This window comes from Levilactobacillus lanxiensis (assembly GCF_016861655.1).
Taxonomy (GTDB): Bacteria; Bacillota; Bacilli; order Lactobacillales; family Lactobacillaceae; genus Levilactobacillus; species Levilactobacillus lanxiensis.
This window is the reverse complement of the sequence record NZ_BOLN01000001.1, coordinates 12040-27751: the sequence shown is the minus strand read 5'-3', so window position 1 is coordinate 27751 and position 15712 is coordinate 12040. Positions and strand designations below refer to the sequence as shown.

The 15712-nt window shown below is 51.5% G+C and carries 13 protein-coding genes; 6 read left to right on the top strand and 7 right to left on the bottom strand.

The features are described from left to right. Positions 1–167: 167 nt before the first annotated feature. A complete protein-coding gene (locus JUF22_RS00115) occupies positions 168–911 on the bottom strand; it encodes a sulfite exporter TauE/SafE family protein (protein ID WP_203642254.1) in 744 nt (247 codons plus the stop codon). Positions 912–1208: 297 nt separating this feature from the next. After that, a complete protein-coding gene (locus tag JUF22_RS00110) occupies positions 1209–1973 on the bottom strand; it encodes a glucose 1-dehydrogenase (protein ID WP_125764699.1) in 765 nt (254 codons plus the stop codon). Between the two features lie 170 nt (positions 1974–2143). Between JUF22_RS00110 and JUF22_RS00105 the strand changes: the two genes are divergently transcribed. Continuing rightward, entirely contained in the window at positions 2144–3010 is an 867-nt protein-coding gene (locus JUF22_RS00105) for an SDR family oxidoreductase (protein ID WP_203642252.1), read from the top strand. Positions 3011–3369: 359 nt separating this feature from the next. Beyond that, a complete protein-coding gene (locus JUF22_RS00100; protein ID WP_203642250.1) occupies positions 3370–3804 on the top strand; it encodes an Rrf2 family transcriptional regulator in 435 nt (144 codons plus the stop codon). 235 nt (positions 3805–4039) lie between these two features. Here the strand turns inward: JUF22_RS00100 and JUF22_RS00095 are convergent, their stop codons facing one another. Continuing rightward, positions 4040–4336 carry a hypothetical protein gene (locus JUF22_RS00095; RefSeq protein ID WP_203642248.1) on the bottom strand — a complete coding sequence of 99 codons (297 nt, stop codon included), beginning with the start codon at positions 4334–4336 and terminating at the stop codon, positions 4040–4042. A 528-nt stretch (positions 4337–4864) separates the two neighbouring features. After that, entirely contained in the window at positions 4865–5227 is a 363-nt protein-coding gene (locus JUF22_RS00090) for a winged helix-turn-helix transcriptional regulator (protein WP_125764707.1), read from the bottom strand. 131 nt (positions 5228–5358) lie between these two features. On the opposite strand from JUF22_RS00090, the gene JUF22_RS00085 reads away from it, so the two are divergent. After that, on the top strand, positions 5359–6564 hold the full coding sequence (locus JUF22_RS00085) for an MFS transporter (protein ID WP_203642246.1): 1206 nt from the start codon (positions 5359–5361) through the stop codon (positions 6562–6564). A gap of 316 nt (positions 6565–6880) precedes the next feature. Further along, a complete protein-coding gene (locus JUF22_RS00080; protein ID WP_203642245.1) occupies positions 6881–9046 on the top strand; it encodes a lectin-like domain-containing protein in 2166 nt (721 codons plus the stop codon). Between the two features lie 316 nt (positions 9047–9362). Here JUF22_RS00080 and JUF22_RS00075 read toward each other — a convergent pair whose 3' ends face one another. The 3 genes from JUF22_RS00075 to JUF22_RS00065 all read right to left on the bottom strand — a co-directional run bounded on the left by JUF22_RS00075 (position 9363) and on the right by JUF22_RS00065 (position 12137). Further along, positions 9363–10013 (bottom strand): TetR/AcrR family transcriptional regulator, encoded by a 651-nt coding sequence (locus JUF22_RS00075; protein WP_125764713.1) that lies wholly within the window; start codon positions 10011–10013, stop codon positions 9363–9365. Positions 10014–10714: 701 nt separating this feature from the next. After that, a complete protein-coding gene (locus JUF22_RS00070; protein ID WP_125764715.1) occupies positions 10715–10984 on the bottom strand; it encodes a hypothetical protein in 270 nt (89 codons plus the stop codon). Positions 10985–11186: 202 nt separating this feature from the next. Further along, positions 11187–12137 carry an aldo/keto reductase gene (locus JUF22_RS00065; protein ID WP_203642244.1) on the bottom strand — a complete coding sequence of 317 codons (951 nt, stop codon included), beginning with the start codon at positions 12135–12137 and terminating at the stop codon, positions 11187–11189. A gap of 961 nt (positions 12138–13098) precedes the next feature. Here JUF22_RS00065 and JUF22_RS00060 point away from each other — a divergent pair. Both JUF22_RS00060 and JUF22_RS00055 read left to right on the top strand, forming a co-directional pair. After that, the gene (locus JUF22_RS00060; protein ID WP_203642243.1) at positions 13099–13857 is read left to right on the top strand and encodes an ABC transporter ATP-binding protein; all 759 of its coding nucleotides are present in this window, start codon (positions 13099–13101) and stop codon (positions 13855–13857) included. Positions 13858–13868: 11 nt separating this feature from the next. Further along, on the top strand, positions 13869–15683 hold the full coding sequence (locus JUF22_RS00055) for an FtsX-like permease family protein (RefSeq protein ID WP_203642242.1): 1815 nt from the start codon (positions 13869–13871) through the stop codon (positions 15681–15683). Positions 15684–15712 lie beyond the last annotated feature (29 nt).

The following is a 15712-nucleotide window of genomic DNA, read 5'->3' as shown; positions in this document are numbered from 1 at the left end:
TAGTACCGTCGTTGGCAGTCTTGTTTCTTGAGATTTCTAACAGGTGGTTTTGAATCGGTGGTTGCTGAGTCACATGAATCGTTGCATTTCAGTAGAATAGACAGAAACAGGCTTTGGCCTCACGCTAGTTTGCGTGGGTCAAAGCCTGTTTTTAGTTTGGAAGTCTTTTAGAGAATCATACGTAAGCCCATGACGAGTAGGAGCACGCCCATGAAGGGTTTGACGTAGTAGTTGAGTTTTTCTGGATTCACGTGCATCAGGAGACGGGGCGCACAGATGGCGCCGAGCACTGCACCAATCATCAGGCCGATGCCGACGTGCCAGTCGATGTTGTTGGCCGACAAATGGAAGAGGAGACCGACCAACGAGGTGCCGACTAGAACATACGAGGAGGTGGCCGCGGCCGGTAACATATCTAGACCGAGGACCAGGAGTCCCGCAATAATGGGCCCGCCACCACTCAGTCCGGCCACACCGACCATAATACCGCTCAACATACCATAAATAGCGGCCTGCAAACCCTGATGGCGCGCGGGTTTACTGGCGTGCGTCAGGAACCGTTTGACCAGAACCTGCACACCTAAGCCGGTCAAGATAATGGCGACAATCCACGTGTAGACGTCGTTGGGAATGTAGGGGGCCAGTAGCGCGCCGATTACCGTTGCGGGGATGGCCGTCATCAGCATTTGGTTACCGACCTTAAAGTGAATTTGACCGGTGCGATAGTGGCCATAAGCGCCGACCACTAACGAGGGGAATGCCGTAAATAGGGACGTGGATGCCGCCACGGCTGGGGCGAGCCCGAAGACGCTGGTCAACAGACCTAAGTAGATGGCCGCGCCGCCACCCCCGGTTGAAATAACCAATAGGCCAACTAAGAACCCAATTATTAGAAAGACTAACCACATCATTTACCCAATCGTCTCCTTACCGACTAATCATGTTGATTAGTTTACCGGTTACGGTGGGATACGTCAATTTGGTGGGTGAGTGGGGTGGAAGGACTTTTTCTTGGAGGTGCGGTTGTTGATATTGGTTTGGGGCGTTAGATTTTCTCTCGCCTTGATATCCGGAAATATGCTTCCTCTGAAACGTGCTACACGAGCCAGACTCCTGCGCTTAGCAAAAGAAAGGACTTCCGGCCGACGTTGTCGACCAGAAGCCCTTTCTTCGCTAATGCTCAGAGTCTAAACGGCTCGTTCCGCACTCTAGTAACTAGTCCACCCACCATCAACCGGCACAACCGTCCCGTTGACGTAGCTTGCGGCGTCTGAACATAAGAACAGCGCCGTTTGGGCGATTTCGTCGCCGGTTCCGGGTTCTGGTGAAAGTGGCATGCCGACACTTTGCCGTTGCATGCCTTCCTTGTCAATCCCCTTCATGGATTCGGCAATGTTGGTCTTGATGCCACCTGGGGCGATGGCGTTGGTTCTGATCCCAACGTTTTCGTACATGTAGGCGGTGTTCTTGGTCAAGCCGACCACAGCGTGTTTCGAAGCCGTGTAAGCCGCACCGGCCCGGCCGCCACCAATGCCACCGACGGAAGCGATGTTTAAAATGACCCCGGATTTTTGCTTCGTAAATAGCTTCAGCGCTTCCCGAGTTGCCAACATAACGCTGGTCGTGTTGACCGTCATAACGCGGTCCCACAACTCGTTGGTCAGTGTGCCAACAGGGGCCATGTTGTCCATGATCCCGGCGTTGTTGACCAGAATGTCTAAATGCCCATAATTATCGACAGCCGTCTTGACCATGGCGACGACATCGGCTTCCTTCGTCACGTTGGTGACAGCGGCGACGGCGTCATTACCCGCGTCGGTGATGGCCTTAACAACCTCGTTTAACCGGTCTTCATTGATGTCGGCGGCGACAATTTTGGCGCCTTCCTTGGCAAATAATTCGGCCATGGACTTCCCCATGCCGGACCCGGCACCCGTGATGATTGCAACTTTACCTGCTAATTGTTGAACCACGTTACTCACTCCTTGTTTATATTGATTTTAGGGTTAATACCTAACCCTTATTATAGTCTCTTTCGTGTTGGAAAGCGCTTAATATGCTGGGAGCTGAGACTAAATGTTTGACGTCAAAACAAAATGGTGTAACATTTAAAGTAACATCAAAAGGAAATGAGGAATGAACCATGACAAAGTATGTGATTACCGGGGCCACCGGCCATTTAGGCAGCCAAATCGTGACCGAATTAGGGAAGCGAGTTGCCGCTGAAACAATCACCTTGGGTGTGCACACACCAGCGAAAGCCGCTGCGTTTGCCCAACAGGGGATGACGGTTTTACCGTTGGATTATCGTGACCAAGCCAGTATCGCCGACAGTCTTCAAGACGCCGATGTCGCTATTTACGTGCCCAGCAAGACCCACACGAGTTTTAGCCGGGTGACCGAGTTTGAAAATGTGATTGCCGCAGCTGAGACGGCCCAGGTCAAGCACTTACTGGTCATGGGCTTCATTGCGGACCAGGCAGATAATCCATTTGACCTGTCCGCGTTCTACGGGTACGTGCCGCGGCGGTTAGCCTCATCCAGCCTTTCCTACACCATTTTGCGGAATGCGCTGTACGCCGATCCGCTGGTGCCTTATTTACCAGAATTAATTGAACGCCATAACGTCATCTATCCCATGGGCGATGCATCGCTGAGCTTCATCAGTTTAGCGGACAGTGCCGCAGCCTTCGCAGAGGTCGCCGTCACACCAAGTCTGTGGACGCAACCGATGTACACGCTGACGCAGGAACGGTCCTACACCATGCCCGCCTTGGCCCAAGTCTTAAGCCAAGTGTCAAATGAAACCATTGGTTATGCACCAGTAACGCTCAAACAATTTGAAGAGATGTACAATGAGGGCAACGAAGGGCACATGCTAGCCTCCATGTACGCCGGTGGGGCCAAGGGGTTGCTGGCGACGGTCACGGATGATTACCGCAAAATCATGGGTCACCCAGCCCAAAGCCTGCCAGATTTCTTAACAGCGAACCTTGCGAACAAAGATTAAATCGGTATAATTGTCGTTATGATAACGCTGGTAAAAGGTAAGTGCTTTTTGTTCTAAGAATGACTAAAAATGGTGAAGTAAAATTGCCAAATCGGGTTTAAACCAACATGAGCCGTGAGATCGGAAACATTGGCGTCCGCCCCAGCGTTCCGAATCATTTTTGCCGACCGGTAAGGCGTTGTTAGGCTAAGCCAATAAGTGGCGAAATGGTTGCATGAAACTTAAAATGGACGTTAGACATATGTGGGTGATTAATTAATATTCAAGCTTATTGTCTAGGTAAAATAACTGATGGGCGAGCCAATCCATTTACGCACCCCATCAATAAGTGCCGAGAAAATCCAGAAGGGGGCTTGTTCGTGCGTTATTCGCATAAATTGAGTGATGCTGTTCATATTTTGGCATACATTGATATTTGTCATGATGGCGATTTATCCAGTGCGGCCATCGCATCCAGCGTGGAGTCCAATCCCGCTCTGGTACGGCGGTTGATGGGCGCACTAAGGCGGGGCGGCCTGTTAGCCACCCAACAGGGGTCCGCGACGCCTAAGTTAGCCCGCGACCCGGCTGAAATTAATTTGCTAGACGTCTATCGCGCCGTGGAAGACGACGGCAATCTATTACACGTGGACGATAAAACCAATCCGCACTGCATCGTGGGTGGCAACATCCAGGATACGCTGCGAGTGGCCTACGCGGAGGTCCAAGCGGCCGCGGAAGCGCAGATGAAAGAAGTCACGCTGGCCCGGCTGATTGGCGACATCCTGACCCGGGAACGACAAAAAAATCAATAAACACCAACAAACCCGACTGGCGCAATCTACCAGTCGGGTTTGTTGTCTATTCTGTTGGGGGGGAACCACGGTTAAGGTCGCGGTTCAATTGGGGAAACTCACCTGAGGGATGGTGAGTCGTTTTTGAGGGATCGGTTAGTGTTTGGAGGAGGCTAACCGGTTAAGGGGGGAATTGGGGTAGTCGTGCGCGTCAGTGTTTGGGGGAAACTGGCCGTAGCGGACTAGTTCAGTGGACTTATTTCAGTTGGCTGTCGTGGTGTTGTTGATCCAGGTTTAACGCGCTGGCATCAACGGCCGTTTGGACTTGGCTAGAAATTTGGCTGGACGTCACGTGCTTGTGAAGCTTGATGGTCATGGGTTGAATCGCGGGTTGTGCCTGTTGTTTCAAACTGATGGATGTTTCCGCAACGGCGGGCGCGGGGGTTGACACCTGGGTGGTCGCCGCGGAAGCCCCGGCGGACGTTGCCATCAGGGTCGTCACGGTCATGGCACCTAACATTACTTTAGTCATCATTGATTTAATTTTATTCATGTTACTCACTCCTCGGTTTGTTGGTTTGGCGTATCGCTTTCGATGTATTAGTTATACCATCCGGGACGCCCAATCATCTTGAGGGCGGAATAAGCTTAAACTGTGAATTTCTTAGAATCGGTTTAGGAAGTGTTGAGAAATGAGTGGAAATGCTGGTGTATAAAGATTCTGCTGATTGAAAAAGCACACAAAATTCGTCTGAAATTGGTCGAATTTTGTGTGCTTTTATTTTTTGTTGCGGTTGATTTGAATCCTATGAGCTGAATGTTGAAACGATTATATTGAAAAAGTAATCGGCCATACAGCCGTGGGACGTTCAGGGCTAAGTGGATGTAAGCCGTGAGGGCGGCACAAATGGACTCAGCCGTGGGAGTTCTCTTAGCGGTTCACCGCTTAGAGAACTAGTATCTTTGAGACGTGATCTACGGCTCAAAGTAAGCCTGAAGACCGCTCTAAGGCTTCGGGCGTCCGCCCACAGCGTCCCGGTCCATTTGTGCCGCCCGGTAAGGCGGAAAAATCCGGTTAGCCCTAAACGTCGTCGCGGCTGAGCAGGGTGATCTCTTCGCCCGCAGCCTCGCGCCGGTCGATATTGTCCTCGCCCCACACGCACAGCTCGTGAAGAATTCCCGACAGCGATTCGCCGTAGTCGGTCAATGAATACTCAACCTTGGGCGGCACCTGCTTGTAAACGTGGCGGGCAACGATGTCCGCATTTTCCAATTCGCGCAGTTGTTGCGTCAACATCTTTTGCGAAATCTGTGGAATGGCGCGAGCAAGTTCGCTGGTGCGCATGGTTTGATGGCGGAGGTGGCACAGAATAATGGATTTCCATTTGCCACCGATGATCTCCATCGTAGCTTCGACACCAATATGATAAGTTTTTGTGGGCATGTCAAACGGCCTCCTGTCTAATAGTTACCTTTTGGTGGGTAGGGCACTTTAAAGTCGGTTCTTGTTCTCCGGTTACTAACCAGTATAATCATTATTTATTACGTTAGCAAACGAAAAACGAGGAGGTCATTATGACTAAGAAAATTTCACCAGCCATGACGTTATTGGCGCTGGCTATCAGCGCATTCGCCATTGGCTCAACCGAATTTATCAGCGTAGGGTTAATGCCCCTGCTGATTCAAAGTTTCCACATTAGTATCGCCCAAGCCGGGTTAACGGTGTCCGTTTACGCGTTGGGCATCATGATTGGGGCCCCGCTGATGACGCTCCTGACTGGCCAAATCAACCGACACACGTTGATGATCATTATTATGTTGTTATTTATCCTAGGTAATTTAGTCGCCGCCTTTGCGCCCGCCTTCATCGTTCTCCTGGCGGGACGGGTAATCGCGGCCTTGGCGCACGGCATCTTCATGACCGTCGCTTCCGTGATTGCGGCGGACGTGGTGGCCCCTTCTAAACGGGCGTCGGCAATCGCCGTGATGTTTACCGGTTTGACGGTGGCCACGGTGACCGGTGTGCCGCTGGGAACCATGATCGGCCAATTAGGTGGCTGGCGCTGGTCCTTCATCTTCATCAGTGCCATTGGGTTGATTGGCTTGGTGGCCGACTACGTGTTGGTGCCGCGCAACCTGCCATTGCCAAGTAAGGCGACGGCCCGGGGAATTCTCCGCGTGCTCGGCAACCCCCAAATCTTGGTGGCCCTGTTAGTGACGGCCTTAGGTTATGGCGGCACGTTCGTGGCTTATACCTACCTGTCCCCACTTTTGGAACAAAAAATGGGGTGGTCGGCTGGTGCCGTCGTGATCATTCTGGTCGTGTACGGCTTGATGGTGGCCATTGGCAATACCTTAGGCGGCCGCTGGGCCAACGCGAAGCCACTGGCAGCGCTGTTGAAAATGTTCACGGGGCTATTCGTGACGTTATTAGTCTTGACGTTTACCGCTAATAACCAATGGTTGGGCTTACTGACCGTGTTAGTGATGGGCTTCTTTGCCTTCATGAACGTGCCCGGCCTGCAGCTATACATTGTTCAGCTGGCAGAAAAGCAAACGCCGAACGACATCACCATGGCCTCGGCCCTCAATATTTCTGCGTTCAACGTGGGAATCGCGTTGGGCTCCGGTATCGGTGGTCAGGTCACAAGTCAATTTGGGTTGGGCTGGACGCCGCTGTTCGGTGCCGGCATGGTGGCCTTGAGTATTGGGTTAACGCTGTTACTGATTCGGTTAGCCCGACCAGTGAAACGATTGATTCACAAGTTTAACGAATACTAAAAAATAAGCAAAACAATTAAAACCAGCGCCAATCTTGTGGGATAAGATTGACGCTGGTTTTTTGCGCGTGCTGCTGGCGCAATGGCCCGGAGAAAATTGGGGCCGTTATTAGCTGTGGTGTTAAAGAATTAAACCGCCAAATTTGTAATGGCAGTCGCGAAGAAACTGGCGTGAAACTGTTTTTATAAGTGACGTTATATTTAAATAATTATAAAAGTTAACATTGATTGTCATGAACTATCTCATCCTGTATAATCCAAATTATGTTGGTTAATAGGCTTATACTTATTTGGAATCGGACTAGGGGGAGGATGACATGAAACGGTGGTTGATGGGGATGGTAGTGGGGTTAAGCCTACTATTTCCGATGATAAGTGGTCAGGCCAATGCGGACTTAGACCACGCGTTGGCAACGGCGCCACAGGGAGTTCCGTTGGATAATTTATTTTCGATGGCGGGAGAAGACAATTTTACGAAGTTGATTGATTCACCTTTAGTGCCATCTTCAGTTGCCCAGATTACCCGTGACAATCCTGATTCGAAGTTTGTCCAGGCAGGAGCTATTTGGTCTAAGACGGGGCTAGCCCGGACGAATAATCAGTTTAATATGAATGTGAATGAGCATATCGCGTTGTGGCTGTATTTCGGCAATAAGGGTGATGAAGTTGCTAAGCTGAATATGCCTGGGTCAGGCATGGCCTTTGTGTTGCAAAACTCGGAGAGAGAAGGCCGGGCGGTTGCGGGGGCCGGTGAGTCTTTAGGCGTGTGGGGGAATGACCGCAACGGGCTGGGTGTTGATTTGGTTACGAAAACTGCGATTAAACAAAGCTGGGCGTTGGAATTTGATACCCACGTTAATCGTACTACTACGGTTGGAAAGAGTGATTCATTTGATCTCGATGCGTCCGTCAATTCTGGCATGCACATCGCCAGTGGCTATCCGGGGGAAGTAGCCACTTATCGCAAATTAGGAAGTGACAGGCAATCCTACTTTAGTATGAATCACAAACAGCCTAAGATGGTGACGAACTTTGCGGATGGTCAGTGGCATCATTTGACCTTAGACTGGCAAGCGGATAAAAAACAAATGACCTACCACTACAATGATCGTGATCCGGTGACCGGAATGGCACGGGGTGGACTAGATGTCGTTCAGGATACGGTGAGCGTAGAGCCTAGTAAACTAGGTGCGACGGCAGATAACGGCAATGTTTATTGGGGCATCACCGGGTCGACTAATCCTGATAATAGTGAAAATGCCCTGGCAATGGTTGATAGTTCCGACAGTCTAGGAAAAATCACCCCGCACGCCACGCTCTACAATTTGACGACCAAACAGCCGGTCCCGGCTGGCGGACGGGTGGCCGTGGGTGATCAGGTGCGCTATCAGTATCAATTTGATTATGATGCCGCGACCAGCAATCAGGATATTCAGCCGTTGACGATGAATCTACCATTGCCGCAACCATTGACCTGGACGGTAGGTGGGGTCAGTTATGATCAGAATCCCATTAGCGAACCGTTTAGTCTGGCTGAATTAAATCAACCTGAGGTTAGAAAGTCCTGGAAGGAAACACTGGATAAAAGCCGCAACCGGGTGACCGTTTCAGCGACTGGAACAGTCCCGGCGGTGAGTCATGAAACGACTGTTCCGGCTGTGACAGCGCGCTTTTACGGCCCCAATTACCAAACGCAGTTGCCGTTACCCAGCTATCGGATTCAGGCGGGCGTGCAACTGAAGTTGGCCAATTTAGGCGATGCCACGCAACAGCTCGGCCATCATGAGGATGCGAAGGTACGGGTTCAGCTGACCAACAACGGCGAGCCCTTTGCGGTGGACGAGTTGGCGGGGTATCGATTACGAGCTAAGCTGAATGGCCAGACCGTTTCCATGACTGATTTAGCCGGTCAATTAGTCGCGGGACAACCAGTCGGTACGACGCAACTAACTGTGAAATCGGCGCTCCTCAAGTCAGGAGACAATCAGCTGACTCTGCAGGCAGAAGACAAGGCGGATGCGCAGGTCCATTCCAATGAAATTCAGGTCACTTTGACGCGGGGCCCCGGAACATTAGGCTTTACGGAGGTATCCCCTGAAGCAGACTTCGCAACCACGACCTTGACTGGAACAGCACAACACATTCAACGCAAGTCGGGCTGGCGGCTAACCGTGTTGGATGAGCGGGGACCGCAGCGGCGGTGGAAATTATTCGTGCAACAGCAGACACCGTTCCGGACTGCTTCTGGCCAGCTATTACGGGGCCATGTGATTTTCATGCGAGGTCATGAAGAACAGCCGGTGGGTGATCAGAGCCAGGCCGCGGTGCTGGTTGCGGAAAAGACGACAGCGAGTGACTCGGAACAGACCAGCGTGAGTGGGAGTTGGCAGGCGGATCAAGGGCCACATATGCTCGTGAATAGTGATACGCTCGCGGGCAAATACCAAGGGGTGCTGGAGTGGCGGCTCCAAGACGCGCCTTAAATTTATCGATTTGCGTTTCCGTTCCCGACGGTGGGCTCAAGGTTCCCCGCTATGGGGGCGGTTCCGGCCTGAGAGGCGGTCCTCCACCTCGACTTTGAGCCGAGAATCGGTCTCAAAGGTCGACCCATGGTCTAAGCTGAGAACAAACCACTCAGCTAAGACCATCGACACAGCGGGGAACCTTGGCCCACTTCTGGTCACTGACACTGACTGACAAATTTATGGCCGTTTGGGCTATTATATATTTAATAATATGTAAACGAAAAAAGGTTCCTGCCCGCAGCAGAAACCCATAAAAAACTGGAAGACCCAACGACTAGGGCTGTAAAACTTTTTCCAGTTCGGCGACTAAATAGCCGGCTTCAACGTCATCGTCCCACGCCCGATTGGGGAAGAGGACGTACCGATCCAGGACGTAGCCGACAACGACGGCAATCATGTAACGAAAGATTTCGTTAAACGGCCAGTCGATGATGATTTTGTTTTTTTGTAACAACAGAATGGTATCTTTGAACGCGGCAATCAATTCTTGGCGAGCGGTCTCAATGAATTCGGTCCGCAACGTTTCGTTGTAAAGGAGCTCACTGAAGAAAACTTTGATGGCATCCTGGTTATTCGCCGCGAACGCCATGCGGTTACGGACGAAGAAGTCCAGAAACTCATGGAGATTGGCGGCGGGGTGCGTCAGCGTTTCCCGTTTGAACTCGGCCTCGACGTCGGGGATGATTTCGTGAATGATGGGCTCCAGGGCCGCCCGCAAGATATTGGCCTTGGATTTAAAATGTTTAAACATGGTCCCTTCGGACTGGTGCGCGGCTTCAGCAATCTGGCGCGTACTCGTATTGGCGTAACCCTGTTCGGCAAAAAGACGGATGCTGGCAATCAGCACGTCTTTTTGTTTTTGCGTCAGGTCTTCGTTGGCCTGAATGACGTCAGGGAATTCGTCCAAAATTTTCTTATTTGACATGAAAATACCACCTTTGGTTGAGTCAAATTTGTTTACGATTAAAACTGTCTTTGTATTTGCCTCCGGGCTGGTGAAAATGGGCCGTGACGCTGTGGGCGCACGTCTGAAGCCAAAGGGCGGTCTTCAGGCTTACTTTGAGCCGAAAACCACGTCTCAAAGATAGCAGTTGCCTAAGCGGGAACCCGCCAAGGCAACTCCCACGGCTGAGCCCATTTTCACCAGTCCTGCGGCTAACGGTAGCAGTAGATTTAATCGGTAATGTGCTGTCGTTATGAGTATCTGCAGCCTAGTTTACGCCTGACACCCCGAGTTTAGAATGGCTGTGTGATGACACTCTGCGTACATGTCAAACCGAAAGATGAAGAAATCATCCTCGGGTGAAACTGGGGTGCACAGTATTAGTGACCAGAGGCAGGGCAAGGTTGGCAGCTGTGTCGATGGTCTTGCCTGAGGTTTTTTCTCAGGTTAGAGCATGGGTCGACCTTGGAGACGATGATTTTGTCGGCTTCAAGTCGAGTCGGGAGACCGCTTTTCAGGCTGGAGCCGGGCCCCATAGCCGCTAACCTTGAACCCGCCGTCAGAAACGGTACTAACACAACCAGTGTAACCCGTAGAAAGCAGGAATACTAGAGCAAAAGAGCCGGTCTGTCTGTGTCCAGGACAGTCCGGCTCTTTGTGTCGTCAGGGGTGAAACGGAAAATCTAAGCGTTGTGGGTTGACCCGACTTTGCGGTAAGCCAGGACTAACTGGATGATGGCTAGGACCACGTTGACCCAGTTAACTGCGGTGAACCAGCCGACCAGAACGGCCACGCTAGCAGCACCGTAGAATACCCAGAATCCTAGGATGATCGCAATCACGTTGATCCAACCGAACCATTTCATCAACTCCTGGTTATCCGTTGCAAAGCAAGTCCAAACACCGTTAACAACTAACCAAATAGCAAGAATCCAAAAAATAGTGGTAAACATGATTATAATCCCCTTTCCAAATCTTCGAGCGAGTACTTACTCGCCCTCAAGAACAACTTCAGTTTACCACCATTTTTTAAAATGACAACCCTTTTTGCCAAAAATTTTGGGCAATGAAAAAGGCGACGCTGAATCCCTTAGAGTCCCAGGGATAGCGTCGTCTTTCTCAGTCGAAATTAAATTTACGGGTTTAAAAATAAGTTTATGGCAGGTAGTTACCGGCAGCAAAGTAGATGTCGTACCATTCCTGCTTGGTCAAGTTAACGTCGGCACCGGCCGCGCTATCCTTGATGTGGTCAGGGTTCATGGTTCCCAGCAAGACTTGAATGTTGGCTGGGTGCCGGAGAATCCAGGCCGTGGCGATACCGTTCTTGGAAACGCCATACTTGTCAGCGAGTTCTTGGAGCTTGGCGTTCAGTTCAGGATACTTAGGATCGTTGATGAACATGCCTTCGAACAGACCGTATTGGAAAGGTGACCAAGCTTGAATCGTGACGTGCTTACGCCGTGAAAATTCAAGTAACCCACCGTCGGTCACGGCTGGGGCATCGTCCATGTTGACGCGCAGACCTTCCGTCACCATTTGGGCATGTGCGGCACCAAATTGTAGTTGGTTGAACATCAGCTTCTGGTCAACGGCTTCCTGAACCATCAGGTATTGTTGCACGTTGAAGTTGGAAACCCCAAAGTGACGAACCTTGCCAGCCCGTTGCAGGGTGTTGAAGGCGTCCGCAATTTCTGCGGGGTCCATCAGTGGGTCTGGCCGGTGAAGTAAGAAGGCGTCCAGGTAATCCAGCCCCATCCGTTCCAAAATGCCATCGACAGAATCCAACAAGTGTTGCTTGGAGAAGTCGTAACGTTGGCCAAAGACTAAGCCATCATGGCTGCGACTTTGATCCAACACGATACCACCCTTGGATTGGATGTAGAAATCATCGCGGGAGAGACCGGACTTAGCCAGCGCTTCCTTGAAAATCTTTTCGGATTGACCATCGCCATAAATGTCGGCGGAGTCAATGTAGGTAATGCCAGCTTCGTGCGCAGCTTGTAAAGCTTTAACGGCATCGTCAACGGAGAGCGTCGACATGCGCATGATTCCCAGGGCAACGGCTGACGCTTGCCAGTCGGTCCCGCCTAATTGCAGTTGTTTCATCGGAAAAACTCCTTTAATTATAGAATAAAAGCTTACAGGTACTAGTGTACACGACTTTTACCAAAAATTCGCGTGAGAGCCTTCCAGCACTTGGTTGCGGGTGGACACTTGTCTTTGTATTCGCCTCCGGGCTGGTGAAAACTGGGCCTAGTCGCGTCCGTTCCCGGCGGCGAGCTCAAGGCGCCCTGCTGTGGGGCCGGTTCCAGCCTGTGAAGCGGGCTTCCACCTCAACTTTGAGCCGAAAAGCGGTCTCAAAGGTTGTCCCATGCTCTAAGCTGAGGAAATCGCTCAGCTAAGATCATCGACACAGCCGGGCACCTTGGCGCGCCTCTGGTCACTCCCACGACCGGCCCAGTTTTCCCAACCCTGCGACTAAGTCTGGTTTTGCCCGCGCGAGTGTGGTGGCTCTTGGGCTAATTTTTTTTGCAGATTAGTTGGTGGTGGCTTCTTTAACATTAACCAAGCGGTTGCAAGAAGTTTGTCTCTGCATTAAATTTCGTCGCAATTGTGGACCAACGTAGCCGGAGGAGGCCAGGACGGAGCCAGCTGTGGCGACGGGGTTGGCTGGAGGGTCTTGTACGGGCAGTTGAAGTAGGCGGTTTACTGCTTAGTTGGCAGTGGGGATAGTGTAAACCAGAATGGTTGCTCTTGGAATTTGGTATTTTTATTGGATTGTGCAACATCAGCCGATAGGGCGGACAAAATGAGCCTAGCTGTGGGATTCTCTGTGATTTTCAGAGAATGGTGACTTTGAAACGTGGGCTTCGGTTCAAAGCAAGCTGGAAGACCGTATCTCAGGCTTCCGGCGTCCTTCCCTCAGCGGACCGGTCTCATTTTGGCCGCCCGGCAAGGCGCTGATTTTGCCAATCTGTTTTTAAAAAATGTTGACAATTTTCCAAGAACCGTTATAGTTAATTACACAAGTAACTAACCAACAAACTAATGAGTGGGGGAACTTAACATGACAACAAACACAGTGGTCAGCGTCAGTGGCCTAGAAAAAACGTATGGCAAAGCAAACGAACGGCAGTACACCGCCTTGAAAGGATTGAACTTCACCGTCGATTCCGGGGAATTCGTCGGCATCATGGGGGCGTCCGGTTCCGGGAAGACAACGCTGCTGAACATGCTGTCCACACTAGACACGCCAACCAAGGGGGACGTGGTGGTCAACGGCCATGACGTCACTAAGATGCGCGGTAACCAGCTCGCAGATTTTCGGGCACAAGAAGTCGGCTTTATTTTCCAAGACTTCAATCTGTTGGAAAGCTTAACGGCTGAAGAAAATATCGGCCTGCCACTGGCCTTGAAGGGGACGCCATCCAAAGTAATGGATCAGGCGATTCATGAGGTGGCTGAGACGCTGTCGATTGCGGATCTGTTGCAGAAATACCCCGCTGAACTCTCCGGGGGCCAGAAACAACGGGTCGCCGCTGCCCGGGCCATCGTTCACCATCCCGCCATTTTAATGGGGGATGAACCGACCGGGGCGTTGGATTCGACCAGCGCACGGGAATTGTTGGATCTATTGACGACCATCAATGAACAACAAAAGATGTCCGTCCTCTTGGTGACCCACGATCCGTTCTCAGCTAGCTTCTGCCAACGTATCCTGTTCATCAAGGACGGGCAGATTGGCTCTGAGTTACGCCGCGGCGACCAGGACCGGAGTACCTTTTATCAGGGGATTTTGAACGAATTAGGCACGTTTAACGAGTAGGGGGACGCACGATGTTAGGAAAATTAGCTTTAGCCGGGATTAAGAACCGGCGGCGAGACTATCTGGTCTTGCTGGCAGGACTGACCATGTCGGCCGCCATCTTTTACATGTTCGCCAACCTGGCGACGAACCAGGCCTTTCTGAAGGCCAACGCCGCCATCTCCTCCGCCAACGTGATTTTTGGCTTCGGGGCGGTCCTGTTGATTCTGATCACCGTGGTCTACATCATGTATGCCAACAGTTTCCTGCTGAGCATGCGGCAACACGACTACGGGCTGTTCATGATGCTCGGGGCCACGCGCAAACGAGTTGGGGAACTCGTCTTCTTGGAAACGTTGATTCTGGGAACCCTTGCGACGGCGATTGGTTTGGTCTTAGGACTATTGATGAGCAAATTCTTAGTGGGCTTCCTGCTAAATATGTTGGGGCTACACCTGAGCCATTTGACGGCGGTCTACGTGCCAGCCATCGTGGCCACGGGCGTGCTCTACGTGGGGTTGTTCATTCTGGCGTCCCTGTTTAACCTGATCAAGCTGACGCGGACCACTGTTTTGAAATTGTTACACAGTGATGAATTGGCCAACCAGCCGAAGGTCAAGCCGTTGCGGCAAATGGTCCAAGGCGTGCTGGGCATCGGCTTACTGGCTGCCGGCTACTGGGCACTGGCTGACATCAAGGCACTTCAGTTATTAGCGATTCCAATTGGCCTGGTGACGATTACGTTGGGGACCTACCTGTTGTTCCGGGCAACCATTTTAATGGTAATTCGGGCGTTACGTCACACGGGTTGGGCTAAGAAACACTTGAACGGCTTCCTATTAGGTCAGTTAAACTTCCGGGTCCACAATTATACGCGGATGTTGACGATTGTGTCGTTGCTCTTTGCCATGGCTTTGGGCGCAATCACCGTCGGCTCCGGGTATCACCGCCAATTGCCGATGATGGCCGAGAAGATTGGCACGTACACGGTTGCCGTGCATGATAAAACGGCGCGTGAGCAGAAATTGATCGACCAGTTGCACATTGCCCATCAGGCGACCTATACGCAAAAGCGCCAGGGCAAGACGGTGTACTACAACGCCAGTGAATTGACGGCAACGCCCGTTGAACTGCGGGCGCACAGCAATTCTGGCAACATGAATGACCAGAAGCTGTACACGGAATCCTTGACGAAATTCAAAAAGTCCGGTATCAGTGATCTAGACTTTCTCAGTTTAGCCCTGGGCAAGGTGGGCGCCTACGCACCGAAGATCTTGACGGCCAAGCAGTTTGCGAAACAATCCGGCACCGTGGTCATGGTCACCACAGTGCGGGTCAAGAACCTGCAACAGGACCTCCCAGCATTGAAAAAATTGAACAAGCTGGAAACGGCGCGCTTCAGCCAACCGGGTACCATGACGGTCGGCAATTACCAGAACTATGAAATGATGTTGGCCTTCTTCGGGGGACTGGAATTCATTGGGTACTTCTTGGGAATCGCGTTCCTGGCCATGCTGGCGTCCTGCTTGATGTTTAAGATCCTCTCTGGGGCTCCCGGCGACCAACGGCGTTACCGGATGCTGTACAAGGTCGGCGTGCGTCAAAGCTTGATGCGCCACGGTATTGCAAAAGAAATTGGGATTTTATTCCTGATTCCTGGTATCATGGGAGTAATCGATGTTTTGTTCGGGCTACAAATGTTTAAGCCACTGATGGCCGCGCCGATGAGTCCCTATCTGGGAATTGGCAGTACCTTCCTGATTTTCATCGGGCTGTACGCCATTTATTACCTCATCACGCTGGCCCTGTACTGGCGCATCGTGTTGCCACAAGCACCGAACGACTAGTGACGAAATGCACGTCAAAAGAATGTGGG

What these genes read in the sequence shown, in the direction of transcription:
- JUF22_RS00055 (WP_203642242.1), top strand. Translation starts at nt 13,869, where the DNA reads ATGTTAGGAAAATTAGCTTTAGCCGGGATTAAGAACCGGCGGCGAGAC.
- JUF22_RS00075 (WP_125764713.1), bottom strand. Translation starts at nt 10,013, where the DNA reads ATGTCAAATAAGAAAATTTTGGACGAATTCCCTGACGTCATTCAGGCC.
- JUF22_RS00095 (WP_203642248.1), bottom strand. Translation starts at nt 4,336, where the DNA reads ATGAATAAAATTAAATCAATGATGACTAAAGTAATGTTAGGTGCCATG.
- JUF22_RS00060 (WP_203642243.1), top strand. Translation starts at nt 13,099, where the DNA reads ATGACAACAAACACAGTGGTCAGCGTCAGTGGCCTAGAAAAAACGTAT.
- JUF22_RS00070 (WP_125764715.1), bottom strand. Translation starts at nt 10,984, where the DNA reads ATGTTTACCACTATTTTTTGGATTCTTGCTATTTGGTTAGTTGTTAAC.
- JUF22_RS00065 (WP_203642244.1), bottom strand. Translation starts at nt 12,137, where the DNA reads ATGAAACAACTGCAATTAGGCGGGACCGACTGGCAAGCGTCAGCCGTT.
- JUF22_RS00080 (WP_203642245.1), top strand. Translation starts at nt 6,881, where the DNA reads ATGAAACGGTGGTTGATGGGGATGGTAGTGGGGTTAAGCCTACTATTT.
- JUF22_RS00090 (WP_125764707.1), bottom strand. Translation starts at nt 5,227, where the DNA reads ATGCCCACAAAAACTTATCATATTGGTGTCGAAGCTACGATGGAGATC.
- JUF22_RS00115 (WP_203642254.1), bottom strand. Translation starts at nt 911, where the DNA reads ATGATGTGGTTAGTCTTTCTAATAATTGGGTTCTTAGTTGGCCTATTG.
- JUF22_RS00105 (WP_203642252.1), top strand. Translation starts at nt 2,144, where the DNA reads ATGACAAAGTATGTGATTACCGGGGCCACCGGCCATTTAGGCAGCCAA.
- JUF22_RS00085 (WP_203642246.1), top strand. Translation starts at nt 5,359, where the DNA reads ATGACTAAGAAAATTTCACCAGCCATGACGTTATTGGCGCTGGCTATC.